The sequence below is a fragment of the Streptomyces sp. NPDC053431 genome, assembly GCF_044544925.1.
Taxonomy (GTDB): Bacteria; Actinomycetota; Actinomycetes; order Streptomycetales; family Streptomycetaceae; genus Streptomyces.
This window is the reverse complement of the sequence record NZ_JBITXX010000001.1, coordinates 623496-645746: the sequence shown is the minus strand read 5'-3', so window position 1 is coordinate 645746 and position 22251 is coordinate 623496. Positions and strand designations below refer to the sequence as shown.

Below are 22251 nucleotides of genomic sequence, written 5' to 3'. Positions count from 1 at the left end.
GGCGACGTCGGGGCATACGCCGCATACGATGAGGCGTATGGGTGATGTGCTGGCCGGAATTCATGCCACCTGGGAGTTCGAGAGCGACGCCGTCGTCATCCGCTTCGAACGGGGGATCCGCACACCGAGGCTGTTCCAGGCGCTGCGCGAACGACGCGTGCCGTACGAGGCGCTGGCGTCGGTGACGCTCGCCCCGGGCAAGCGGGGCACCGTCGTGCTGCACGCCGAGCCGAGGGCGGGCGCCGATCCCCTGATGGAGGCGGCGGCCGGGCAGCTGAAGGACGGGTCCGACCCGTACCGACTCGTGCTGCCCGCCGATCGCGAGACGCTCGCCGAGTACTACCGCGACGAGCTGCGCTCGGTCCTCAGGCCGTACGAGGCCTCCGAGCCCGCGGACCGCTTCCTGGTGGCGGCGCCCGAGGGGCCGCAGTCCTTCAAGGCGTACGACGGGAAGGCGAGCTTCGACGGGAAGGGCGAGGTGGCCTTCCGCTGGTTCTGGACGGGGGCGTCCTCGGAGAAGTGGAAGGCCGGCGACCAGACCTTCCGGGTGGGCGAGCTGAGCGGCGTCGAGTGGCGCTCGCCGGAGATCCTGGACGGCTATCTGCGACTGGTGCCGCGGGACGGGCACGCCACCCGGCCCGAACAGCCGGACCACGACCCCGCGTCGGTCGTCTTCGGCCTGGGCTACGGACTGGTCCACGAGTCCCTGCCGTTCGCCGCGGCGGTCCTGGCGGCGGTGCGCGGCGCGTCCGTACGGGTGCCCGCCGCCGTCCCCGCCGCGGGGGTGTCGGTGGCGCGCCAGGACCCGGCAGGAGTCGCAGAAAGGATCCGCCACCTCGGCGAGCTGCACAGTGCCGGGCTCGTGACGGACGAGGAGTTCTCCACGAAGAAGGCGGAACTGCTCGCGGAGCTGTAGCGGCGAGGGGTCGCCGGAGGCGGGAGGGATCGAGGCGGCACCGGGACCCGCGGGGGCGAGGGACGGGCGAGGCGCCGCCGGGACCTGCGGGGGCAAGGGACGGGCGAGGCGCCGCCGGGACCCACGGGGGCGAGGGACAGGCGAGGCGTCGCCGGAACCCACGGGGCAAGGGACGGACAAGGCGCCGCCGGAACCCACGGGGCGAGGGACAGGCGAGGCGCCGCCGGAACCCACGGGGCAAGGGACAGGCGAGGCGTCGCCAGAACCCACGGGGGCGAGGGACGGGCAAGGCGCCGCCGGCAGTCGGGCCGCCGACTCGTCGCGCGGGGGCGACCCCGTACCCCGGTATGACCCCCAGGCCGAAACCCCGGTATGACGTCCCGTCGCCCCCGCCCTGCCTACGCTGAGCGGGCCATGAAGGACGAACAGCGGCGGCTGCCGCGTATGCCACAGGTCGGGGCACGGGCGCAGGCGCTCGTGCGAAGCATCGGGACCGCGCTCGCCACGCCCACCGGCCCCGGTGAGGCGCTGCTCGGGCGGGCGTCCTCGCGCTGGGTGCGGCTGCTGCCCTACGGGGTCGCCCTCGCCCTCGTCGCGGCCCTGCTGCCCGTCACGATCACCGTGCTCACGCAGGACTACCACGTCAACGGCGCCCTCGCCGGCGCCCTCGGCACCGCGCAGGCCGCGCCGTTGCTGCTCGCCGTCACCCGGCCCCTCCAGGCCTGGTGGATGGTCTTCACGGCGGACGTCGTCGGCGGAGTCGTGGTGCTCGCCGCCGGCCGGGCCGACGAGCTGCCGTGGCCGTGGACGCCCATGGTCGTGATCGGCTATCTCTTCCTCATGCTCGCCCTGGGCCTTCGTGAGTCCCGGCGCGCCCTGCTCGGGGTGTGGCTGGTCACCGGTGCCGCGGGAGCCGTCTTCTCGATGGCCGCGCCGAACCGGCCCGGTGACGGGGTCGTCGTGCTCCTCTTCGTGCTCAGCGGTGTCGTGCTGATGCTCACCGCGACCCTGCGCGGGCGCGGCGAGGCCGAGCGGCGGCTCGTCGAGCAGGAGACCATCAGCGAGGCCGAACGGGCCCGCCGCACGCTCCTGGAGGAGCGCGCCAGGATCGCCCGCGAGCTGCACGACGTGGTCGCCCACCACATGTCGGTGATCACGGTGCAGGCGGACTCCGCCCCGTACCGGATCCCGGACCTGCCGGAGGCGGCCCGTGAGGAGTTCACCTCGATCGCGTCCGGCGCGCGCGAGTCGCTCGCCGAGATGCGGCGGCTGCTCGCGGTGCTGCGCAGCGACGGGTCGGAGGGCGAGCGGGCGCCGCAGCCGGGTCTGGACCGGCTGCAGCAGCTGGTCGAGGCGACGGTACGGGCGGGCGTCCCGGCCGAGTTGTCGATGGCGGCCGACCTGGGCGACGTACCGCAGGCGGTGGACCTCTCGGCCTACCGGATCGTGCAGGAGGCGCTGGCCAACGTCGTACGGCACGCGCCCGGCGCCGCCACCCGGGTGTCCGTCCGGGGTGACGGGGACGGCTGGTTGAACGTGCTGGTCGTCAACGGGCCCGTCGAGGCGCGGACTTCGCCGCTGGAGAGCGGCTCGGGCACCGGGCACGGGCTTGTCGGCATGCGTGAGCGCGTACGGTTGACCGGTGGCTCGCTCGACACCGGGCCGCTGCCGGACGGGGGCTTCAGGGTCGCCGCCCGGCTGCCGCTGACCTGACCTGGCCTGGCCTGACCTGGCCTGGCCTGACCTGTCCAAGAGCCTGACGAAGGGCGCCCTGTGACCATCCGCGTGATCATCGTCGACGACCAGGCCATGGTGCGGGCCGGTTTCGCCGCCCTGCTCTCGGCGCAGCCCGACATCGACGTGGTGGGCGAGGCGCCGGACGGGCGGCAGGGCGTGGACGTGGCCCGCGCCGCGCACCCGGACGTGGTGCTCATGGACGTGCGGATGCCGGAGATGGACGGGCTCGCGGCGGCGCGGGAGATCCTCGATCCGCCGCCGGGCGTGGTGCACCGGCCGAAGGTCCTGATGCTCACCACCTTCGACGTGGACGACTACGTGTACGAGGCGCTGCGCGCCGGGGCCTCGGGCTTCCTGCTGAAGGACGCGCCGCCGGCCGATCTGATCGCCGCGGTACGGGTGGTGGCGGCCGGCGAGGCGCTGCTCGCGCCCTCCGTGACCAAGCGTCTGATCGCCGACTTCGCCGCCGCGCGGCCGGCGCCGCGCGCCGACCGCGCGGCCCTGCGGCTCAACGGCCTCACCCCGCGCGAGACGGAGGTCCTGGAGCTGATCGCCCGGGGGCTGTCGAACCAGGAGATCGCCGACCACCTGGTGCTGGCGGAGCAGACCGTGAAGACCCACATCGGCCGCGTCCTCGCCAAGCTCGACCTGCGCGACCGGGCACAGGCGGTGGTCTTCGCGTACGAGTCGGGCCTGGTCACACCGGGCGGCGGGCGCTAGCCCCGGGTGGCCGGGCCGCTCGGTCACACCGGGCGGCGAAGCCGGCACCTGAGGCCGGGCCACTCGGTCACACCGGAGGCCCACACCGGCACCCGGGCTGGGGCGACTGCTTCCGCCGGGCGGCGGAAGCCGCACCGGGCGGCCGGGCCCGCCTGGCGAGCGGCCACGCCACCCCGCCAGGCCCGCCCCGGCCCCGCCTGGCGAGCGGCAACACCACCCCGCCGGGAAGCCCACGCACCGCTCAGCACCGGAGGCGCCCCGGTCCCCGGCGACAGAGGCGACGGCCTTTCGCCCCCCGCCAGGCACGACTCCCCGCCTCCGCCGGGCGCGACCCCCGCCCCCGCCGGGCACGACCACCCCGCCCCCCACCGGGCGCGACCACCCCTCCCCCACCGGGCAGGACCACCCCCGCCGGGCAGGACCACCCCGCCAAGGTCCGCCCGGGTGCCGCCCCCCTGGGGAAAACCCCACCCCCGCCCTCGGGGTGGCTGCTCGTCCGGCCCCTACCCCGGTATCACCTCGCGGTTGGCGCCCCGGTGTGACGTGTCGTCACCCGTTCCGTTCCTACCTTCCTCCCGCCAGCGACGAGATCGCCCGAGAGAGACAGGAACGGAGGACCGCATGCGCCGGTTCACGAGGACCCTGGTGGCCGCCGCGCTCACCGCCACCGTGGTGGCGGGGACCGCCGGTTGGGCGTCCGGGACGACCCAGCAGGCCGTGACCGGGGCGCCGGTCGGCACGGCGGCCTGGCGGGCCGACGGGCTGCCCGACCCGGAGCGCATGACGCCCGTTCAGGTGGCCGCCTACTTCGGCGGGTTGAGCGGGGAGCGGCGCGCGGGGCTGCTGCGCGAGCACGCGAGCGTCGTCGGCAACCTCGACGGCGCGCCGCTCGCCCTGCGCTACGCCGCCAACGCCCGTACCGCGGGCGCCCGGTTCGCCGGGCAGCAGGTCCTCGCGTACGACCCCCGGGGGCGCGGCCAGGCCGTCCTCGTCTACGGGGACCTCGCGAAGGCCGCGCACGTGGCGGTGATCGTGCCCGGATCCGACGTCGACGCGGGGAACTTCGCGCCGCTGGCCCGTAAGGCCGCCGCCCTGCGCTCCGCCACCGGCGACCGGACGGCCGTCGTGGCCTGGGCCGGCTACACCACCCCCGTGGGGGTCGGCCTCGACGCGGCCACCGGCGATCTCGCCGAGGCCGGGGCGGCCCGGCTCACCCGCTTCACGGAGGGCCTGCGGGCCGTCGGCGCCCCCGAGCCCTCGCTGTTCTGCCACAGCTACGGGTCGGTGGTCTGCGGGCTCGCCGCGCACCGGCTCAAGGCCAAGGACCTGGTGGCCATCGCCTCCCCCGGGATGCGCGCCGACGACGTGGCCGCCCTCGGCACCTCCGCCCGCGTGTGGGCGGCGAAGAACCGGACCGACTGGATCGACCGGGTCCCGTACGTGGAGGTCGCCGGCCTCGGCCACGGCGCCGACCCCGCCGCGCCGGAGTTCGGCGCCCGTCGCGTGCCCGCCGCCGACGCGCAGGGCCACGACGGCTACTTCGCGCCCGGCACCGAGTCGCTGCGCGCCTTCGCGGCGATCGCGGAGGGGGAGGTCCGATGAAGACCTCGACGCCGGTGCGAGCGCTGGTCCGGAGGATCGAGGCCCGTACCCCCGCCCACCGTGACCGCGCGATCGACGGGCTGCGCGCCCTCGCCCTGCTCGCGGTGCCCACCGGGCACTGGCTGCTCGGCGGGTTCACCCGCTCCGCCGACGGCGCGATCCACAACGCCAGCCCGCTGTCCGCGTTCGGCGGTCTCGCGCCCGTCAGCTGGTTCCTCCAGATGCTGGGGATCTTCTTCCTGGTCGGCGGCTACGCCTCCGTCCTCTCCTTCCGCCGCCACGAGGGCTCGACGGGTGCCTGGCTCAAGGGCCGGCTGGCCCGGCTCGGCCGGCCGGTGCTCGGGGTGACCGCCGTGTGGGCGGCGCTGCTGCCGCTGCTCCACCACGGCTTCGGGGTGCCGGGCGACACGCTGCGGACCGCGTCGACGCTGGTGATCCAGCCGCTCTGGTTCGTCGGCGTCTACACCGTCGTCACCGCGCTCACCCCGCTCTGTGTCCGCGCCGCCCGGCGGCTCGGGGTGTGGGCGGCGGCCCCGCTGCTCGGCTCGGTCGCGGTCGTCGACTTCCTGCGGTACGGGCCGTACGCCGACGCGATGCCGTCCTGGCTGAGCGTCCTGAACATCCTGCCCGGCTGGCTCTTCGCGTACCAGGTGGGCGTCTCCTGGGGCGAGGGCCGGCTGAACCGCCGGCACGCCTGGGGGCTGCTGATCGGCGGCGCCGCGCTCTTCGCCGCCCTGCTGGTGTGGTGCGGCTACCCGATGTCCATGGTCGGCGTCCCCGGTGAGACCCGTACCAACTCGCACCCGCCCTCGCTGCTCGTGCCGGCCCTCGCCGCCGCGCAGAGCGGTGCCGCGATCCTGCTGCGGGACCGGCTCGGGCGGCTGCTGAGGCGGCCGGCACTGTGGGCGCCGGTGGTCGTGATCAACCTGTCCGCGATGACCGTCCTGTGCTGGCACCAGACGGCCATGCTGGCCGCCGCGATCCCCGCCTCGTACCTGGGCGGGGCCTCCGGCGCGGTTCCGGGCCTGGTCGGGGCGCCGGACTCGGTCGGCTGGATCCTGGCGCGGCTCGCCTGGATGCCGCTGTTCGCCGGGCTGCTCGTCCTGATCGGACGGTACGCGCGGGGGTTCGAGTCGCCGTGGACGCGGGCCGGCGCGGTGCGGCGGGGACTGGCGGGGGTCCTGGCGGCGGGGTTCGCGGTCTTCGCGCTGGGGCTGGCGTGAGGGCCCCGACGGAAGGCCCGGAACCACGTCCGGCGGAGCGCGGTGATCGCCGGCGTTCGGGGCGGGGAGCCCGGGCCCTGCTGGGGCTGACGTCCCGTGTGCCCACCCGTCCCGCCCTGGGGGGCGATGCCCATCCGGGGGAGGGAGGCCGCCCCGGCGAGGCGAGCCTGGCCGGCACGGCGAGGCAGGCCCCGCTACGCCTCGCGGGCCGCCGAGGTGAAGGTCATGTCCGGGTAGCGGTCGCCGGTGACCTGGGCGGCGATCGGCTCCAGGGCGGCGAGCTCCGGCTCGGTGAGGGTGATCCGGGTGGCCGCCGCGTTCTCCAGGAGGCGGGAACGCTTGCGCGTGCCGGGGATGGGGATCACCGTCAGGCCGTGCACGGCGGCCCGCTGCTGGACCCAGGCCAGGGCGATCTGCGCCGAGGTCGCGCCGCGCTCGGCGGCGATCGCGTGGAGCGGTGCGAGGAGGGCCCCGTTCCGCTCGGCGTTCTCGCCGGTGAAGCGCGGCTGGCGGCGGCGGAAGTCGTCCGCCCCGAACTCCTTCGAGGCGTCCGCGAAGGCGCCGGTGAGGAAGCCGCGGCCGAGCGGCGAGTACGGCACGAAGGTCACGCCGAGCTCGGCCGCCGCGCCGACCGCGCTGCGCTCCACGTCGCGGGAGAAGAGCGACCACTCCGACTGCAGGGCAGCGATCGGGTGCACCGCGTACGCCTCGCGCAGCTCGGGGCCGGTGACCTCGCTCAGCCCGATCTGCCGGATCTTGCCCTCCTTCACGAGCTCGGCCAGGGTGCCGACCGACTCCGCGAACGGCACGGCCGGGTCGGCCCGGTGCATGTAGTAGAGGTCGATGGTCTCCACGCCGAGGCGGCGCAGGCTGGCCTCGACGCAGGACCGGATGTACGCGGGGTCGTTGTTGACGCCGCGGAACGAGGGGTCGTCGGCCCGCCGCTCGATGCCGAACTTGGTGGCGAGGACGATCTCGTCCCGGTGCGCCGCGACGAACGGGGCCAGGAACTCCTCGTTCGCGCCGAAGGCGTAGGAGTCGGCCGTGTCGATCAGGGTGACGCCGGCCTCCAGGGCCGCCGCGAGGGTGTCGCGGGCGGCGGCCTCGTCGGTGTCGCCGTAGAACTCGCTGATGCCCATGGCGCCGAAGCCCTGGACGCCGGTCTCGGGGCCGTCCGGGCCGCCGAGGCGTACGGTGTCGATCCTGTTCATGAAGTCGTTCCTCCGCAGACGGTGGCGTAGTGATCGATCTTGCGGTCGAGCACGGAGAGGGCGTCCTGCAGCTCGGCGATCCGGGCGACGACGTCGGTCCGGGTGGCCTCGAGGATCGCCCGCCGCGCGTCGTGGGTGTGCTCGCCCTCCCGCACCAGCTCGGCGTAGCGGACCATGTCGGCCACCGCCATGCCGGTGAGCCGCAGCTTGCCGACGAACGCCAGCCAGCCCAGGTCGCGCTCGGTGAAGCGGCGCTGGCCGGTGTGCGAGCGGTCGACGTGCGGCATGAGGCCGATCCGCTCGTACCAGCGCAGGGTGTGCGCGCTGAGTCCGGTCAGCGCGGCCACCTCACTGATGGTGTAGCGGTCCTTGACGACAGGCCCGGTCGTGCTCTCGATCACGCTCATGACCCCCACGCTAGAGAGTTGGAGTGCACTCGAAGCAAGTAGGCTCGGCTCCATGCAGAGCCTGGCGTCGATCGAGAACTGGCCCGTCCCCACCGCGGCCGCCGCCGTCGTCCGCGCGGACGGCACCCTGGCCGGAGCGTACGGCCCCACGGGGCGGCGCTTCGCGCTGGCCTCCGTGACCAAGCCGCTCGCGGCGTACGCGGTCCTCGTCGCGTACGAGGAGGGGGCGATCGACCTCGACGAGCCGGCCGGTCCCGAGGGCGCGACCGTGCGGCATCTGCTGGCCCACACCTCCGGGCTGGCCTTCGACGAGAACCGGGTCATGGCCGCGCCCGGCACCCGCCGGATCTACTCCAACACGGGCTTCGAGGTGCTCGGCGACCATGTCGCCAAGGCCACCGACATCCCCTTCGCCGAGTATCTGCACCAGGCCGTCCTGGAGCCGCTCGGCATGTCCTCGACGAGCCTGGAGGGATCGCCCGCGAAGGACGGCGTGTCGACCGTCGACGACCTGGTGCGCTTCGCCGCCGAGGTGCAGGCGCCGCGACTGCTCGACGCGCGGACCGTCCTGGACGCGATGACGGTCACCTACCCCGGTGTCACCGGCATCCTGCCCGGTTACGGGCATCAGCGGCCGAACGACTGGGGCCTGGGCTTCGAGATCCGCGACGGCAAGGCGCCGCACTGGACCGGCGCGACGTCCTCGCCGCGCACCTTCGGGCACTTCGGCCAGGCCGGAACGTTCCTGTGGATCGACCCCGACGCACGCGCGGCGTGCGTGGCGCTGACGGACCGGCCCTTCGGGCCGTGGGCGATCGAGGCGTGGCCGCCGTTCACGGACGGAGTCCTCACGGAGCTCCGCGCCGGCGGCGCCGACCGCTGAGGCGGCACGTCGCTGAGGCGGCACGTCGCTGAGGCGGCACGTCGCTGAGGCGGCACGTCGCTGAGGCGGCGGGTCAGCGAAGCGGCGCGCCACCCAGGCGCCGAGTCACAGCGGCGGGACGTCGGCGAGGCGCGCGTCACAGCGGCGCCGGGGGTCACAGAGGCGCGGCTTCACCGAGTCGGCGAGGCGCCCGTCCCCTACGGGCGGTCCGCCGTGACCAGCCACGACGCGCTGCGCAGCCGTACCGTGCCGTCCGCCGTCTCATGGGCGCGCAGGCGGTCCGTGAGCGCGCGGCGGGCGCGGTCCCGCGCGGCCGGGTCGACCTGGTCCATCGCATGGCGGCCAGGGCCGGTCGCGAGCAGGAACGCGGCGGCGTCCTCGGCCCCGTGACCCCACGCCCCGTGGAAGTCGGCCCGGTCGACGGCGACGCGGGTGAACCCGGCCGCGGTGAGGACGGCGCGGACGTGGTCCAGGTCGGACAAGGAGAACATGCCGGGCAGCCCCGGCGTGCCGAAGTCGCCCACCGGCAGTTGGTCGCGCAGTGAGGTCATGGCCACCACCCAGTCGTTGAGGGAGGGCTCGGCCGGGCACACGAAGGCCAGGCGCCCGCCGGGTCGCAGGGCGCGGCCGATGTTGCCGAAGGCCGCCTCGGGGTCGGCGAAGAACATCACGCCGTAGCGGCTGATCGCCGCGTCGAAGGCGCCCGGCTCGAAGGCGTGGGTCTGGGCGTCGCCCTGGGTGAAGGAGACGTTGGCGATCCCCTCGTCCGCCGCGCGGGCGCGCGCCTCGGCGAGCATCGGGCCCGACAGGTCGAGGCCGTGCGCGCCGCCCGCGGGGGCGCGGAGGGCGGCGCGGCGGGTGGTCTGGCCGGAACCGCAGCCGATGTCGAGGGTGCGGTGCGCCGTGGTGACGCCGGCGGCGTCGAGCAGCGGCTCGTCGAAGCCCTCGTTCACGGCGTTCCAGCGGTCCTGGTGGCGGGCCCAGTGGGCGCCTTCGGAACCGTTCCAGGCCTGGGCCTGCTGCGTGTTGACGATGTCGGGCACGGCTGCCTCCGTCGGTACGAGAAAGAATGGGCGTTCGCCCAAACAGTATGGGCAAGCGCCCATACCTGCAATCCCCGTACCATCCAGGGGTCGCGCGCCGTCGGGCGCGCCGCCGGAGAGACGAGAGGGAGCGAGGCCCATGTCACCGCGTGGAGTGGCGACGCCGGACGTGCGCGAGCGGCTGTTCGCGGCCGCCGAGCGCGTCGTCGAGAGGGACGGGCCGGGCGCGCTCACCAGCCGGGCCGTCACCACCGAGGCGGGCTGCGCCAAGGGGCTGCTGCACACGCACTTCGCGGGGCTCGACGAGTTCGTGGCCGAGCTCTGCCTCGACCGGTTCGCGCGGACGGCGACGAAGGCGCGGGCGCTGGCCGGGCTCGCGGGGCAGGGCACCGTCGCGGACCACCTCGACGCCGTCGCCCTCGCCCTGTTCGACACGGTGGGCCCCGGGATCGCCGGCCTCGCCCTGACCAGGCCGGTTGCCGCGCTGCGCATCCGCGAGGCGCTGGAGGCCGGCGCGGAGGGCTTCGCCGCGATCCAGGACTCCGTGGCCGGCTATCTGGCGGCCGAGCGGGAACTCGGCCGGGTCGGGTCCGGCGTCGACCCCGACACGGCGGCGCTCGCCCTCGTCGGCACCGCGCACCACCTGCTGATGACCACCTGGCCGGGCGCCCCCGACCCCCGCCCCGCGATGCGACGCCTGGTGGCACTGCTGCTCGGCACCCCCGAGGCCGCCGCCGCCGGCGCCACGGACCTCTCCGGCCCCACCGGCCCCACCGGCCCCTAGACACCAACAGCCCCCGCTCGGCCGGCCAAGCCCCTCGGCGCACCGGCTCCTCGGCCCACCGGCCCCTCGACCACCGGCCCCTCGACCGCCGGACCGGACAGGAATTCCCCCGTCGTACGGCCGCCCCGGACGCGCGTACCGCTAGTCGAGCTCGCAGCTCGTGGCCGGCAGGCTGCCGTCCGTTCCGCTGATGACGACCGGGACCGCGCTGCCGAGGTCCTCGGCGAAGGCGGCCGTGCAGACCAACTGGCGTACGGCCACGGGCTCCAGGTCCCGGACGCGGGCCGCGAGGCGCAGACCGAGGACCGGGGGGCCGCCGTCCTGGCCGGGCTGGGGCTCGGCGTGCGGGGCGCCGGCGCCGTGGAGGGTGAGCCGGGTCGTGAGGCCGGCGGCGCGTTCCCGCTCGTCGGGCCCCTCCAGCAGGAGGCCGAGCACCTTGTCGGTGGCGACGCGGTAACCGTCGTGCGAGGGGCGGGTGGGCATGATCCGGCCGGGATCGGACCCCTCGACGACGGAGGCCTGCCCGTCGGGGCCGTAGGACAGGCCGAGGTCGCGGGCGACCGGCATCAGGTTGCCGTTCGGACCGACGAGGAAGAGCAGCAGCTTCACGCCGCCGGTCGGGTGCACGGCGACCGTGGCCGCGCCGCCGGCCTCCACGACGTCGCTCTCCTGGATGCCGCAGCCGACGAGCGGGACCAGACTGAGCAGGGCGGCGGCCAGGCGCCGCCACGGCGTGCGGGTCACAGCGGGATCCTGACGGTGAAGACGGCACCGCCGTCGGGGCGGTTGGCGGCGACGACCGTGCCGCCGTGCAGCCGCACGTTCTCCAGGGTGATGGCGAGGCCGAGGCCGCTGCCCGCCGAACGGGTGCGCGCCGCGTCGGCCTTGTAGAAGCGGTCGAAGACGTGCGGCAGGACGTCGTCGGGGATCCCCGGCCCCCGGTCGGCGACCTCCGTCACGCACCGGTCCCCGTCCGCGTACACCCGGACCGTGACCGGCGGGCGGCCGTGCCGCAGCGCGTTGCCGACCAGGTTGGCGACGACGACGTCGAAGCGGCGGGGGTCGATGCGGACGCGGATGCCGTCGGTGAGGTCGGTGACGACCTGGGCGGGGTCGGTCCAGTGCCGGCTGAGGAGGGTCCTGCGGACCGTCTCGGCGGCGTCGACCTCGTCGGTGTGGAGTTCGGCGGCGCGGGCGTCGAAACGGGAGATCTCCATCAGGTCCTCGACGAGGACGGCCAGTTTGCCGGTCTCGGCGCTGATCAGGCGGACCGCGCGGGCGGTGTCGGAGTCGAGGGCGGCGGCGTCCTCGTCGAGCACCTCGGTGACCGCGAGCATCCCGGCGAGCGGGGTGCGCAGTTCGTGCGAGACGTCGGAGGCGAAGCGCCGGGCGCGGGCCTCGGCCCGCCGCAGCTCGGCGACGGAACGTTCCAGCTCGGCTGCGGACTCGTTGAAGGTCCGGGCGAGGTCGGCGAGTTCGTCGCTGCCCTTGGCGTGGATACGGGTGTCCAGGCGGCCCCGGCCCATGCTGTGGGCGGCGCGGCGCAGCTCCCGCACCGGGCGCAGCACGCCCCGGGCGGCGACCAGCGCGGGGATCAGGGCGACGAGCAGCGCGGGCAGGGCGCCGTCACGGGCGGCCAGCACCATCGCCTCGATGTCGGCCTCCTCCTCGCCGAGGTCCATCACCGCGTACAGGACGAGCCCGGTGGGGCTGCCCGCCGGATAGCCGCCGCGGCCGCTGAAGACGACGGGGACCGCGACGGTGAGGTAGGGGGTGCCGTTCTTGACGACCCGCTGGAAGCTGCCGTGGGTGGCGCCGGGCGCGGTGGCGCGGCGGCGCAGTTCCGCGGTGAGGACGGTCGACTCGGGCCGGTCGGTGGACGACAGGCGCAGGGTGCCGTACTCCGCGTAGACCCGCCAGGGCCGCGGCTTGCCCAGCCGGGCGATGCGCTGCAGCTCGTTGCGCAGCCCGTCGGCACGGACCGGCAGCATGGTGTTCAGGCTCTCCACCTGCTGCCGGAAGGCGGTGACGGCGGTGTCCTGGGTCTGTTCCAGGATGGCGTTGCGGGCGGCCCGGTAGGTCAGGGCGGCGGTGGTGCCGCAGCCGACGGCGGCGACCAGGAGGAAGGCGAGGACGAGCCGGGTGCGCAGGCCGAAGGGGCGCGGCCGGCGGCGTCTCGGGGGCCGGTCGGCGTCGGCGTCGCCGGGGACGTGGGCCTTCACCGGAGCGGGCCGAAGCGGTAGCCGAAGCCGCGCAGGGTCTGTATGTAGCGGGGCTCTCCGGGGTCCTCGATCTTGGTGCGCAGGCGCCGGACGCAGGCGTCGACGAGCCGGGCGTCGCCGTGGAAGCTGTGCTCCCAGACGTGTTCGAGGAGCTGCTGGCGGCTGAAGACCTGCTCGGGGGCGGCGGTCAGGTGGAGCAGCAGCTTGAGCTCGGAGGGGGCGAGGGCGAGCCGCTCGCCGTTCTTGGCGACGGTGAGTCCGGCCCGGTCGATGGCGAGCTCGCCGTGGAACTCGACGGCGGGCCGGCCGCCGCCCGGCTCCTCGATGCGGCGGAGCACGGCCCGGATGCGGGCCTCGATGACCTCGGTACGGGCGGGCTTGACGATGTAGTCGTCGGCGCCGGCCTCCAGGCCGACGACCACGTCGAAGTCGTCACCGCGGGCGGTGAGCATGATGATCGGCAGCTGGCTGGTCTCGCGCACGTTGCGGCAGACCTGGACGCCGTTCATGCCCGGCAGCATCAGGTCGAGCAGCAGCAGATCGGGCGGGAACTCCTTGAGCGCGGCCAGCCCCGCCTCCCCGGTGGCGGCGGTCCGCACCTCGTGCCCGCGGCGCCGGAGCCCGAGCTCGACGCCCTCGCGGACGGAGGGGTCGTCTTCGATCAACAGCACGCGTGGCATCTGCGGAGTATCCCAACTCGGTGGTGGGCCCCGCCGGGGAGGGGGCCCGGCGGGGGGGGTGTGGACGGACGGCGGGCCCGGTCAGGCCCGTCGTACGAGGCGGCCGGTGGCGCCCTTCAGCAGGGCCCGCACCTCCGTGAGGCGGAGGGGACCGGCCAGGAGGGCGAAGACGGCGAGGATCACGGCCGCGCCCGCGAGCCCGGACGGCACCGGGCCGGCCGGGGCGGTCAGGTCGGCGGTGAGCAGGGCGAGCCCGGCGGCGGGAACGGCGGCGGCGAGCAGCCGCAGCAGCGCACCGCCCGCGCCGGTGCCGGCCGGGCCCGCGGCGGCCTCGACACCGGCCGGGCCCTGACCGCCCGCCGCGCCCGCCACACCCTCCGGGCCGCCCGGGCCCACGCCGGCCACGCCCGCGGCGCCCGCCGCGCCGCCGGCACCCGGGTGCGCACCCGCGCCCCGGGTGTTCCTGAGCCGCCGCCCCAGCACGTACGCCGTGAGGCCCCAGCCCGCCCACAGGGCCAGCGAGTAGCCCGCGGCCATGCCCGCGACCGCCCACCGGGCCGGCAGCGCGGCGTACGCGCAGACCGCGAGGAGCGCGTTCAGCCCGGCGATGACCAAGTTGAGGAAGAAGGGGGTGCGGGTGTCGCGCAGTGCGTAGAAGGCGCGCGTGCACACGTACTGGCCGGACAGGGCGACGAGTCCGGGTGCGAGGGCCATCAGGATCCAGGCCATCGACCGTACGGCGTCCGCGTCGGTGCGGCCGTACTGGTAGACGGTGCCCATCACCGGCACCGCGAGCGCGAACAGGGCGCAGGCGGCGGGCACGACGGCCGCGGCGCTGGTGCGCTGGGCGTAGCCGACGTCGCGCCGCACGCCCGCGAGGTCGCCCTCGGCCGCGGCCCCGCTCATGCGCGGCATGAGGGCGGTGACGAGGGCGACGGTGATGATGCCGTGCGGGACCATCCACAGCTGGTAGGCGTTGTTGTACGCGCTGAGCCCGGCGCCCTCGGCCCGCTGGCCGGCCGCCGTCGCGACCTTCGTCGTGACCCAGTACGCGGCCTGGTTGGTGAGGACCAGCAGCACCAGCCAGCCGGCCGCCCGCAGGGGCGCGGTGAGTCCGCTGCCGCGCCAGTCGAAGCGGGGCCGCCAGCGGAAGCCGGCCGCCCGCAGGGAGGGCAGCAGGGCGAGGGCCTGGAGGGCGATGCCGCCGGTGGTGCCCCAGCCGAGGAGCGCGGTCTCGCCGGCCGTGAGCCGGCCGCCGTCGGACACAGCGAGGAAGAGCCCGAACACCGCGATGACGACGACGTTGTTGAGGACCGGCGTCCACATCATCGCGCCGAACCGGCCGCGGGCGTTGAGCACCTGTCCGAGCAGCGTGAACAGGCCCAGGAAGAAGATCTGCGGCAGGCAGTAGCGGGCGAAGGCGATGGTCATGTCCCGCTGCGCGCCGGTGTAGTCGGTGTAGCCGTCGACGATCGCCGGGGCCGCCAGCACGGCGACGGCGGTCAGCGCCGCGAGGGCGAGCACGCAGACGGTGAGCAGCCGGTCGGTGTAGGCGACGCCGCCGTCCTCGTGCTCCTTGGCCGCCTTCACGAGTTCGGGCACGAAGACGGCGTTGAGGGCGCCGCCGAGCAGCAGCATGTACACGATCGTGGGAACGGAGTTGCCCACCGCGTAGCCGTCGGCGACGAGCCCGGTGCCGATGGCCGCGGCGACGACGGCGGAGCGGACGAACCCGGTGGCGCGCGAGACCAGCGAACCGGCGGCCATGAGGGCGCCGCTGCGCAGGACGGACGGCGCCGCCGCCCTGCTCTCCGTGACGGTGGCCGTCACCGCCGGGCCAGATACGCCTGGAAGGCGCGGTACAGCGTGTGGTTGGTCGTGCCGGGCAACGGAATCTCCCACTCCCCCAAGGTCTCGACGACGTGTCCGCCGGTGCCGAGCTTCCAACGAAGCAGGCCGTGGGCGCGGTCGTCCGGATCAAGGGTGGAGGGTACCCCGCGCAGGTCGTAGACATCGGCTCCGACGGCGTGCGCGTCCAGCATCATGCGCCACTGCAGCGCGTTGGAGGGCCGGACCTCGCGGCGGTGGTCCGCCGACGCCCCGGTCTGGTACCAGACCCGGCGGCCGACGGTGATCATCGTGTGGGCGGCGAGCACCTCGCCCTCGTGGCGGGCGAGATAGAGCTTCATGCGGCCGGGGTGCTCCGCGTTGAGGACGGCGTACTGGCGCTCGTAGTACGCGAGCGTGCGCCCCAGCCGGAAGCCGTCGCGCTCCTCGGTGATCCGCAGCAGCCGGTAGAACTCGGGGAGGTCGGCGGCCGAGCCGACGACGACCTCGACGCCCGCCTTCCGGGCCTTGCGTATGTTGCGCCGCCATTCCTGGTTGAGCCCCTGCCACAGGTCGTCGGAGCTGCGGCCGGTGAGCGGCACCTGGTAGACGTGCCGGGGCTGGGCGTCGGCCCCGTCCTCGCTGTCCCCGCCGCAGCGGCGCCAGCCCCGCGCCCGCAGGCGTTCGGCGACGGCGGACCCCAGCGGGTCGACCTCGGTGGCGAGGACGTCGGAGAGGCGCCGCCCGGTCCCGGTGTGCGCCTTGAGCGTGGCGGCGTTCCAGCGCCGGTACGCGGGCCCGGGGCCGATGCGTACGGCGAAGGCGCCGAGGCCGCGCAGATGCTGCAGCAGGGGTTCGAGCCAGCCGTCGAGATCGGGGTCGGCCCAGTCGGCGACGGGTCCTTCGGGAAGGTAGGCGAGGTACTTCCGGGTGCGGGGGAAGGCCCGCAGCAGGACGAGCGCGACACCGTCGAGCTCCCCGGAGCGGCGCCCCCAGCCGACGAGTTGATGGGTCCAGCCCTCCTTCACCTCGGCCCAGGCGGGAAGTTGGAGGAAGCTGGGTCCGTCGGGGCCGGTGGAGCGGGCGGCGAGGAACGCGCGGTACGCCTCGGGGGTCACGGGTCCGAGCCACAGCGGACCGGCCGGGGCGCGGCGGTCGGTGGGTGCGGCCGTCACGAGCAGCGCTGACACAACGGGAGCCTCCTTGTTCCGCCCCGTTCGGTGGTGGGGCGCACAGCAGGCTCACAGCCGGTCTTGACCACTCCGCGCGAGGAATGTGACCGGACGATGACCGTTTCTCTGCAGGGCCTGTCACATGGGCCCGGTGGGCGGCGTGGGCGGCCGGCGGCGTCCTAGAGTCCGGGACATCCCACCTCTTCCACTCCTCTCACGCTTCCGCGGAGGTCCGTCCCGTGCTGCCTGTCGCCCGTATCCGCATACCCCTGTTCCTCCTCACGGCGGTGGCGCTCACCGCCTGTTCGGCGGCGACGGCGAACGAGCCGGCCGGACCGAAGGCCGCCGGCGGGGACGACACCCCGGCGAATGTGACCGTGGTGCCCCCGGCGGCGGGCCGGCAGGTCACCGTGAAGGCGACCGGCGGCACGCTGGCCCGGGTGCGGGTGGTCGACGCGGACGGCACCGCGCTCGCCGGCCGCACGGACGCGGGCGGCGGCTCGTGGGTGTCGGACCGCAAGGCCGCGCCCGGCACCTCGTACACGGTGGAGGTGACCTCCCGCACGGCCGGCGGCAAGGAGACGACGTCGAGGTCGACCTTCTCCACGCCCGAGGCGGACAAGGTCAACAAGCTGACCCTGACCCCCGGCAAGAACACGACCGTGGGCATCGCCCAGCCCCTGTCGATCGTCTTCGACCGCCCGGTGACGAACAAGGCCGACGTGGAGCGCCAGTTGAAGGTCACGACCTCCAACCCCACGGAGGGCTCCTGGGGCTGGCTGACCGACTACTCGGGCAAGGACCGCGTCGACTGGCGCCCCAAGGAGTACTGGAAGCCCGGCACCAAGGTCACCCTGGAGGCGACCCTGAACGGCACGGACTCGGGCGGCGGCTGGTTCGTCCGCGACTACCGCACCGGCTTCACCGTCGACTCCGCGGCCCGGATCGTGAAGGTCGACCTGGACCGCAAGAAGCTCACCCTGCTGCGGGACGGCCGCGCGGTCCGCACGATCCCCGTCTCCGGCGGCACCCCCGGCGGCGACAAGCGTTCCTGGCGGGGCACGGCCGTCCTCATGGCGAAGGAGGGCACGATCAACATGAACTCCGAGACGGTCGGCCTCGGCGACGCCTACAACAAGGACGTCGACTACTCGATGCGCCTCACCTGGTCCGGCATGTACGCCCACGCGGCCCCGTGGAACGCCGCCTACTTCGGCAACGCCAACAAGAGCTCCGGCTGCATCGGCATGAGCACCGAACAGGCCGCCGCCTTCTACGCCCTGGTCCGCCCCGGCGACCCGTTCGAGATCAAGGGCGAGGACACGAAGGGCGTCGTCGCCCCGGGGAACGGCTACGGCGCGTGGAACCTGAGCTGGACCGCCTGGCAGGCGAAGAGCGCCCTGCGCTGACGCCGGCGGGGCTGACCGGGGGCGGGGCCGGGCGGCGGTCAGGCGCCCCGGAGCTCCGCGGCGGTCAGGTGCCCCGGAGCTCCCACACCAGCACCTCCGCGTCGGCGGTGGCCAGCAGCGCCAGATCCCTCTCCGCCTCCACCCGGGCCGCGTCCCCCGCCGCCAGTTCCTCGCCCGCGAGGCGGACCGTGCCGCGGGCCACGTGCACGTACAGCAGGTCCGCGTCCGGGACGGCGCTGCGTTCGCCGAGTTCCAGGCGGCGGACGTGGAGCATGGCGCCGGCCGCCGGGAGGGCGTACGGGGTGGAGTCGGCGATGCCGCGGACGATCTCGTACGAGGGGTCGCCGCCCGGGGTCAGGGGGGCGAGCCACATCTGCACGAAGACCAGGGGGTCCGGGCCGTCGTTGCGCTCCACGTGGCGGACGCCGGCCGCCGCGCTCAGGTGCTGCAGGTCGCCGGGGCGGACGACGGTCGCGTGGCCGGCCGAGTCGCGGTGGGTGAGCTCACCCTCGACGACCCACGTGACGATCTCGGTGTGGCTGTGCGGGTGCTCGTCGAAGCCGGCACCGGGGGCCAGGCGTTCCTCGTTGCAGGCGAGCAGCGCGCCGAAGCGGAGGTTCTCGGGGTCGTAGAACCGGCCGAAGGAGAAGGCGTGCCGGGTGTCGATGCCGGTCCCCGGGTCGCCGCCCGGGTACCGCTCGCCGCCGCGCTGGATGCGTATCACGGGAATCACGGTAGCCGGGGCCGCCGCCGCGACGGCGGCGAAACCGCCCCGACCCCGCATGCCGCCGTCCCGATAAGGCAGTCTTGTCCCCGTGTCTGAACCCGTGAACGCCGCCCACCGCCATGCCGCGACCCTGAAGCGCCTCGAACAGTCCTCGGGGCGGCTCGCCGCCAGCGCCATCGCACGCATGGACGAGACGCTGCCGTGGTACCGGGCGATGCCGCCCGAGAACCGGTCGTGGATCGGTCTCGTCGCGCAGGCCGGTATCGCCGCGTTCACGGAGTGGTTCCGGCACCCGGAGACCCCGCAGGCGATCTCCACGGACGTCTTCGGCACGGCGCCCCGCGAGCTGACCCGGGCGATCACGCTGCGCCAGACCGTGGAGATGGTGCGGACCACCATCGAGGTCATGGAGTCGGCGATCGACGAGGTCGCCGCGCCCGGTGACGAGAGCGTGCTGCGCGAGGCGCTGCTCGTCTACGCGCGCGAGATCGCCTTCGCCACCGCCCAGGTGTACGCGCAGGCCGCCGAGGCCCGCGGCGCCTGGGACGCCCGGCTGGAGTCGCTCGTCGTCAACGCGGTGCTGTCCGGGGAGGCCGACGAGGGAGCCGTCTCGCGGGCCGCCGCCCTCGGCTGGAACTCGCCCGACAACGTGTGCGTCGTGCTGGGCACCGCGCCCGACGGGGACAGCGAGCTGACCGTCGAGGCGATCCGGCGCGCCGCCCGGCACGCCAAGCTGCAGGTGCTGACCGGCGTCCTCGGCGACCGGCTCGTCGTCATCGCCGGCGGCAACGACAACCCGCTGGCCGTCGCGAAGGCGCTGATCGGGCCGTACGCGGCCGGGCCCGTCGTCGCCGGGCCCGTGGTGCCCGACTTGCTCGCGGCGACCCGGTCCGCGCAGGCGGCGGCGGCCGGCCTCAAGGCCTGCTCGGCCTGGCAGGACGCCCCGCGCCCGGTTCTGGCGGACGATCTCCTCCCGGAGCGCGCCATCGCCTCCGACCCTTCGGCGCGTGAGCAGCTGGTGGAGGAGATCTACAGACCGCTGGAGGAAGCGGGCTCGGCGCTGCTGGAGACCCTGAGCGTCTATCTGGAGCAGGCCAGCAGCCTGGAGGGCGCGGCCCGGATGCTCTTCGTCCACCCCAACACCGTGCGCTACCGGCTTCGACGTGTGACCGACGTCACCGGTTGGTCACCCTCCGACGTCCGCTCCGCCTTCACCTTGCGTATCGCGCTGATCCTCGGGCGCTTGGCCGACGCGGAGACGCAGTCCTAGACTTTTGTCGAACGCCAACAATTCCCCCGGCGGTTCTTCGTCCTAGTCCCCACGGGCGTGCGGGACCGTCCCCAAGAGAGAGTGTGAGGGTGCTCGTACTCGTCGCTCCCGGCCAAGGCGCCCAGACGCCCGGCTTCCTGACCCCCTGGCTCGAACTCCCCGGTGCCGCCGACAGCGTCGCGGCCTGGTCCGACGCCATCGGGCTCGACCTTGCCCACTACGGCACGAAGGCGGACGCGGAAGAGATCCGCGACACCGCCGTGGCCCAGCCGCTGCTCGTCGCGGCCGGCCTGCTGTCCGCCGCCGCCCTCGGCGACGTCTCCCCCGGCGCCGTCGCCGGTCACAGCGTCGGCGAGATCACCGCGGCCGCGTTCGCGGGCGTCCTCGACCCGACCGCCGCGCTGCGTCTCGTACGCACCCGCGGTCTGGCGATGGCCGAGGCCGCCGCGATCACGCAGACCGGTATGTCGGCGCTGCTCGGCGGCGAACCCGAGGTGGTCGTCCCGCACCTGGAGAAGCTGGGGCTCACCCCGGCGAACGTGAACGGCGCCGGCCAGATCGTGGCCGCCGGCACCGCGGAGCAGCTGGCCGCCCTGGAGGCGGACAAGCCCGAGGGTGTCCGCCGCGTCGTGGCGCTGAAGGTCGCCGGCGCGTTCCACACGCACCACATGGCCCCGGCGGTCGCGAAGCTGGAGGAGGCGGCCCGTGAGCTGTCCCCGGCCGACCCCGCCACCGCGTACGTCTCCAACAAGGACGGCCAGGTCGTGACGACCGGCGCGGAGGTCATCTCCCGCCTCGTCGGCCAGGTCGCCAACCCGGTCCGCTGGGACCTGTGCATGGAGACCTTCCAGGAGCTCGGCGTGACCGGCCTGATCGAGGTGTGCCCCGGCGGCACCCTGACCGGTCTGGCCAAGCGGGCGCTGCCCGGTGTGCGCACCGTGGCCCTGAAGACCCCCGACGACCTCGACGCGGCCCGCACGCTCGTCGCCGAGACGACCGCCACGGCCTGACAAGGAGTGTCGAGAAGCATGGCCAAGATCAAGCCCAGCAAGGGTGCCCCGTACGCGCGCATCATCGGTGTCGGCGGCTACCGCCCGACCCGCGTGGTGCCGAACGAGGTGATCCTGGAGAAGATCGACTCGTCCGACGAGTGGATCCGGTCCCGCTCCGGCATCGCGACCCGGCACTGGGCGTCCCCCGAGGAGACCGTCACCGCGATGTCGGTGGAGGCCTCGGGCAAGGCGATCGCCGACGCCGGCATCGACCCCGAGCAGATCGGCGCGGTCATCGTCTCGACGGTGTCGCACTTCAAGCAGACCCCGGCCGTGGCCACCGAGATCGCCGACAAGATCGGCGCCGGCAAGCCGGCCGCGTTCGACATCTCCGCCGGCTGCGCGGGCTTCGGCTACGGCCTGACGCTCGCCAAGGGCATGATCGTCGAGGGTTCCGCCGAGTACGTCCTCGTCATCGGCGTGGAGCGGCTCAGCGACCTGACGGATCTGGAGGACCGCGCGACGGCCTTCCTGTTCGGCGACGGCGCCGGCGCCGTGGTCGTCGGCCCCTCGGACGAGCCGCACATCGGCCCCACCGTGTGGGGTTCGGAGGGCGACAAGTCCGAGACGATCAAGCAGACCGTGCCGTGGAACGAGTTCCAGGTCGGCGACGTGTCGAAGCTGCCCCTCAACGAGAAGGGCGAGATCAAGTTCCCGGCCATCACGCAGGAGGGCCAGGCGGTGTTCCGCTGGGCCGTCTTCGAGATGGCGAAGGTCGCCCAGCAGGCACTGGACGCCGCCGGCATCTCGGCGGACGACCTCGACGTCTTCATCCCGCACCAGGCCAACATGCGGATCATCGACTCGATGGTGAAGACGCTCAAGCTGCCGGAGCACGTGACGGTCGCCCGTGACGTGGAGACCACCGGCAACACCTCGGCCGCCTCGATCCCGCTCGCTATGGAGCGGCTCCTGGCGACCGGCAAGGCGAAGAGTGGCGACACGGCGCTCATCATCGGCTTCGGGGCGGGTCTCGTCTTCGCCGCGACGGTCGTTACTCTCCCCTAGGCACTCCGGATCTTCCGGAAGCCTCTTACCTCAGCACACACAAGAAGGAGCGCCAGCATGGCCGCCACCCAGGAAGAGATCGTCAAGGGTCTCGCCGAGATCGTGAACGAGATCGCCGGCATTCCGGTCGAGGACGTGGAGCTCGACAAGTCCTTCACCGACGACCTGGACGTCGACTCCCTGTCCATGGTCGAGGTCGTCGTGGCCGCCGAAGAGCGCTTCGACGTCAAGATCCCGGACGAGGACGTCAAGAACCTCAAGACCGTCGGTGACGCGACCGACTACATCCTGAAGCACCAGGCCTGATTCGGCCTCTGCTGACCCGGTCCGCCACCCAGCGGTGGCGCCGTTTTCCGAA

General features: G+C 74.3%; 21 protein-coding genes. 12 read left to right on the top strand and 9 right to left on the bottom strand.

The genetic code is table 11. The features are described 5' to 3' along the window. The first annotated feature begins 37 nt into the window (after positions 1-37). From ACIGXE_RS02755 to ACIGXE_RS02735, 5 genes are all read left to right on the top strand, one after another. Entirely contained in the window at positions 38-916 is an 879-nt protein-coding gene (locus tag ACIGXE_RS02755; protein ID WP_399741949.1) for a DUF4429 domain-containing protein, read from the top strand. 414 nt (positions 917-1330) lie between these two features. Continuing rightward, positions 1331-2629, top strand: coding sequence for a sensor histidine kinase (locus ACIGXE_RS02750; protein WP_399741946.1), 1299 nt, complete (start codon positions 1331-1333; stop codon positions 2627-2629). A gap of 60 nt (positions 2630-2689) precedes the next feature. Further along, positions 2690-3373, top strand: coding sequence for a response regulator (locus tag ACIGXE_RS02745; RefSeq protein WP_399741943.1), 684 nt, complete (start codon positions 2690-2692; stop codon positions 3371-3373). A 621-nt stretch (positions 3374-3994) separates the two neighbouring features. Continuing rightward, entirely contained in the window at positions 3995-4975 is a 981-nt protein-coding gene (locus ACIGXE_RS02740) for an alpha/beta hydrolase (protein ID WP_399741940.1), read from the top strand. Next, positions 4972-6198, top strand: a complete 1227-nt coding sequence (locus tag ACIGXE_RS02735; protein WP_399741938.1) for an acyltransferase — start codon at positions 4972-4974, stop codon at positions 6196-6198. Before ACIGXE_RS02740 ends, ACIGXE_RS02735 begins: the two co-directional genes overlap by 4 nt. 194 nt (positions 6199-6392) lie before the next feature. Here ACIGXE_RS02735 and ACIGXE_RS02730 read toward each other — a convergent pair whose 3' ends face one another. Continuing rightward, on the bottom strand, positions 6393-7409 hold the full coding sequence (locus ACIGXE_RS02730; RefSeq protein ID WP_399741936.1) for an aldo/keto reductase: 1017 nt from the start codon (positions 7407-7409) through the stop codon (positions 6393-6395). Continuing rightward, the gene (locus tag ACIGXE_RS02725; RefSeq protein WP_399741935.1) at positions 7406-7816 is read right to left on the bottom strand and encodes a MerR family transcriptional regulator; all 411 of its coding nucleotides are present in this window, start codon (positions 7814-7816) and stop codon (positions 7406-7408) included. Before ACIGXE_RS02725 ends, ACIGXE_RS02730 begins: the two co-directional genes overlap by 4 nt. A 52-nt stretch (positions 7817-7868) precedes the next feature. Here ACIGXE_RS02725 and ACIGXE_RS02720 point away from each other — a divergent pair, with 52 nt between their 5' ends. Further along, a complete protein-coding gene (locus ACIGXE_RS02720; RefSeq protein WP_399741933.1) occupies positions 7869-8699 on the top strand; it encodes a serine hydrolase domain-containing protein in 831 nt (276 codons plus the stop codon). Between the two features lie 197 nt (positions 8700-8896). On the opposite strand, the gene ACIGXE_RS02715 is transcribed toward ACIGXE_RS02720, so the two are convergent. Then, positions 8897-9742: a class I SAM-dependent methyltransferase gene (locus tag ACIGXE_RS02715; RefSeq protein WP_399741931.1), complete on the bottom strand. Its 846-nt coding sequence runs from the start codon at positions 9740-9742 to the stop codon at positions 8897-8899. 139 nt (positions 9743-9881) lie between these two features. Between ACIGXE_RS02715 and ACIGXE_RS02710 the strand changes: the two genes are divergently transcribed. Beyond that, positions 9882-10526, top strand: a complete 645-nt coding sequence (locus ACIGXE_RS02710; RefSeq protein ID WP_399741928.1) for a TetR/AcrR family transcriptional regulator — start codon at positions 9882-9884, stop codon at positions 10524-10526. A gap of 141 nt (positions 10527-10667) precedes the next feature. Here ACIGXE_RS02710 and ACIGXE_RS02705 read toward each other — a convergent pair whose 3' ends face one another. The 5 genes from ACIGXE_RS02705 to ACIGXE_RS02685 all read right to left on the bottom strand — a co-directional run bounded on the left by ACIGXE_RS02705 (position 10668) and on the right by ACIGXE_RS02685 (position 16445). Then, on the bottom strand, positions 10668-11270 hold the full coding sequence (locus ACIGXE_RS02705) for a hypothetical protein (protein WP_399741926.1): 603 nt from the start codon (positions 11268-11270) through the stop codon (positions 10668-10670). Then, positions 11267-12748, bottom strand: a complete 1482-nt coding sequence (locus tag ACIGXE_RS02700) for an ATP-binding protein (protein WP_399741924.1) — start codon at positions 12746-12748, stop codon at positions 11267-11269. Before ACIGXE_RS02700 ends, ACIGXE_RS02705 begins: the two co-directional genes overlap by 4 nt. Continuing rightward, a complete protein-coding gene (locus ACIGXE_RS02695) occupies positions 12745-13428 on the bottom strand; it encodes a response regulator (protein WP_399741921.1) in 684 nt (227 codons plus the stop codon). The genes ACIGXE_RS02700 and ACIGXE_RS02695 overlap by 4 nt, the downstream gene beginning before the upstream one ends. Before the next feature lie 81 nt (positions 13429-13509). After that, the gene (gene murJ, locus ACIGXE_RS02690) at positions 13510-15258 is read right to left on the bottom strand and encodes a murein biosynthesis integral membrane protein MurJ (RefSeq protein WP_399741918.1); all 1749 of its coding nucleotides are present in this window, start codon (positions 15256-15258) and stop codon (positions 13510-13512) included. Beyond that, a complete protein-coding gene (locus ACIGXE_RS02685) occupies positions 15255-16445 on the bottom strand; it encodes a lipid II:glycine glycyltransferase FemX (protein WP_399741915.1) in 1191 nt (396 codons plus the stop codon). Before ACIGXE_RS02685 ends, murJ begins: the two co-directional genes overlap by 4 nt. Positions 16446-16666: 221 nt before the next feature. Between ACIGXE_RS02685 and ACIGXE_RS02680 the strand changes: the two genes are divergently transcribed. Then, a complete protein-coding gene (locus ACIGXE_RS02680; protein ID WP_399741912.1) occupies positions 16667-17836 on the top strand; it encodes an Ig-like domain-containing protein in 1170 nt (389 codons plus the stop codon). Between the two features lie 64 nt (positions 17837-17900). On the opposite strand, the gene ACIGXE_RS02675 is transcribed toward ACIGXE_RS02680, so the two are convergent. Further along, positions 17901-18557, bottom strand: a complete 657-nt coding sequence (locus ACIGXE_RS02675; protein WP_399743706.1) for a pirin family protein — start codon at positions 18555-18557, stop codon at positions 17901-17903. Between the two features lie 94 nt (positions 18558-18651). Here ACIGXE_RS02675 and fasR point away from each other — a divergent pair, with 94 nt between their 5' ends. From fasR to ACIGXE_RS02655, 4 genes are all read left to right on the top strand, one after another. After that, the gene (gene fasR / locus ACIGXE_RS02670; protein ID WP_399741909.1) at positions 18652-19833 is read left to right on the top strand and encodes a fatty acid biosynthesis transcriptional regulator FasR; all 1182 of its coding nucleotides are present in this window, start codon (positions 18652-18654) and stop codon (positions 19831-19833) included. Positions 19834-19922: 89 nt separating this feature from the next. Next, positions 19923-20843, top strand: a complete 921-nt coding sequence (locus ACIGXE_RS02665; RefSeq protein ID WP_399741906.1) for an ACP S-malonyltransferase — start codon at positions 19923-19925, stop codon at positions 20841-20843. 18 nt (positions 20844-20861) lie between these two features. Further along, the gene (locus tag ACIGXE_RS02660) at positions 20862-21893 is read left to right on the top strand and encodes a ketoacyl-ACP synthase III (RefSeq protein WP_399741903.1); all 1032 of its coding nucleotides are present in this window, start codon (positions 20862-20864) and stop codon (positions 21891-21893) included. A gap of 57 nt (positions 21894-21950) precedes the next feature. Then, positions 21951-22199: an acyl carrier protein gene (locus ACIGXE_RS02655; protein ID WP_384417396.1), complete on the top strand. Its 249-nt coding sequence runs from the start codon at positions 21951-21953 to the stop codon at positions 22197-22199. Positions 22200-22251 lie beyond the last annotated feature (52 nt).

Bases quoted from the DNA above. Each gene is read 5' to 3' on its own strand.
- ACIGXE_RS02730 (WP_399741936.1), bottom strand. From the start codon at position 7,409: ATGAACAGGATCGACACCGTACGCCTCGGCGGCCCGGACGGCCCCGAG.
- ACIGXE_RS02725 (WP_399741935.1), bottom strand. From the start codon at position 7,816: ATGAGCGTGATCGAGAGCACGACCGGGCCTGTCGTCAAGGACCGCTAC.
- ACIGXE_RS02660 (WP_399741903.1), top strand. From the start codon at position 20,862: ATGGCCAAGATCAAGCCCAGCAAGGGTGCCCCGTACGCGCGCATCATC.
- ACIGXE_RS02710 (WP_399741928.1), top strand. From the start codon at position 9,882: ATGTCACCGCGTGGAGTGGCGACGCCGGACGTGCGCGAGCGGCTGTTC.
- ACIGXE_RS02695 (WP_399741921.1), bottom strand. From the start codon at position 13,428: ATGCCACGCGTGCTGTTGATCGAAGACGACCCCTCCGTCCGCGAGGGC.
- ACIGXE_RS02750 (WP_399741946.1), top strand. From the start codon at position 1,331: ATGAAGGACGAACAGCGGCGGCTGCCGCGTATGCCACAGGTCGGGGCA.
- ACIGXE_RS02755 (WP_399741949.1), top strand. From the start codon at position 38: ATGGGTGATGTGCTGGCCGGAATTCATGCCACCTGGGAGTTCGAGAGC.
- ACIGXE_RS02740 (WP_399741940.1), top strand. From the start codon at position 3,995: ATGCGCCGGTTCACGAGGACCCTGGTGGCCGCCGCGCTCACCGCCACC.
- ACIGXE_RS02735 (WP_399741938.1), top strand. From the start codon at position 4,972: ATGAAGACCTCGACGCCGGTGCGAGCGCTGGTCCGGAGGATCGAGGCC.
- ACIGXE_RS02655 (WP_384417396.1), top strand. From the start codon at position 21,951: ATGGCCGCCACCCAGGAAGAGATCGTCAAGGGTCTCGCCGAGATCGTG.
- ACIGXE_RS02720 (WP_399741933.1), top strand. From the start codon at position 7,869: ATGCAGAGCCTGGCGTCGATCGAGAACTGGCCCGTCCCCACCGCGGCC.